1 rRNA gene is annotated in these 1,417 nt (G+C 52.3%); it reads right to left on the bottom strand.

Annotation, left to right across the window (positions count from 1 at the left end):
* Window positions 1-39 precede the first annotated feature (39 nt).
* Window positions 40-1,417: ribosomal RNA gene (locus B8978_RS00005) — 23S ribosomal RNA — on the bottom strand; the annotation flags it as partial.

The raw sequence follows: 1,417 nt of genomic DNA, 5'->3' as shown, positions 1-1,417 counted from the left end.
TACTCTCAAAATTGCATAGTGAAAACAATTAAGTATTAATTGGTCAAGCCCTCGACCTATTAGTATCAGTCAGCTAAATACATTACTGCACTTACACCTCTGACCTATCAACCTGATGTTCTTTCAGGGGTCTTACTAGCTTACGCTATGGGAAATCTAATCTTGAGGTGGGCTTCACGCTTAGATGCTTTCAGCGTTTATCCCTTCCCGACATAGCTACCCAGCTGTGCCACTGGCGTGACAACTGGTGCACCAGAGGTCAGTCCATCCCGGTCCTCTCGTACTAAGGACAGCTCCTCTCAAATTTCCTACGCCCGCGACGGATAGGGACCGAACTGTCTCACGACGTTCTGAACCCAGCTCGCGTGCCGCTTTAATGGGCGAACAGCCCAACCCTTGGGACCTACTTCAGCCCCAGGATGCGACGAGCCGACATCGAGGTGCCAAACCTCCCCGTCGATGTGGACTCTTGGGGGAGATCAGCCTGTTATCCCCGAGGTAGCTTTTATCCGTTGAGCGATGGCCCTCCCACGAGGTACCACCGGATCACTAAGCCCGACTTTCGTCCCTGCTCCACTTGTTTGTGTCGCAGTCAGGCTCCCTTCTGCCTTTGCACTCTACGCGCGATTTCCAACCGCGCTGAGGGAACCTTTGGGCGCCTCCGTTACTTTTTAGGAGGCGACCGCCCCAGTCAAACTGCCCATCTAGCAATGTCCCGTGACCAGTTTCATGGCCTCCGGTTAGAACCTCAGTACTGTCAGGGTGGTATCCCAAGGTTGACTCCGCAGGAGCTGACGCTCCTGTTTCCAAGTCTCCCACCTATCCTGTACAGACAATACCGAAACTCAATGCTAAACTACAGTAAAGCTCTACGGGGTCTTTCCGTCCAATCGCGGGTAGCAAGCATCTTCACTTGCACTACAATTTCGCCGGATTCGTTGTTGAGACAGTGCCCAAATCATTACGCCATTCGTGCGGGTCGGAACTTACCCGACAAGGAATTTCGCTACCTTAGGACCGTTATAGTTACGGCCGCCGTTTACTGGGGCTTAAGTTCACCGCTTCGATTGCTCTAACGGATCCCCTTAACCTTCCAGCACCGGGCAGGCGTCAGCCCCTATACATCAGCTTTCGCTTTAGCAGAGACCTGTGTTTTTGCTAAACAGTTGCTTGGGCCTATCCTCTGCGGCCTGCATAAAGCAGGCACCCCTTCTCCCGAAGTTACGGGGTCAATTTGCCGAGTTCCTTAACAACGATTCTTCCGATGGTCTTAGGATTCTCTCCTCACCTACCTGTGTCGGTTTGCGGTACGGGCACCAAACGCCTAGATAGAGGCTTTTCTTGGCAGTGTGAAATCGGATACTTCGCTAAAATTAGCTCCCCGTAACACCTCAACTAATCAGGCGGATTTGCCAAC

Origin of the sequence: Clostridium acidisoli DSM 12555 (genome assembly GCF_900176305.1) — a bacterium.
In the GTDB taxonomy this organism is placed as follows: domain Bacteria; phylum Bacillota; class Clostridia; order Clostridiales; family Clostridiaceae; genus Clostridium_I; species Clostridium_I acidisoli.
The sequence above is the reverse complement of the archived record's forward strand: the minus strand, read 5'-3'. Positions and strand labels throughout refer to the sequence as shown.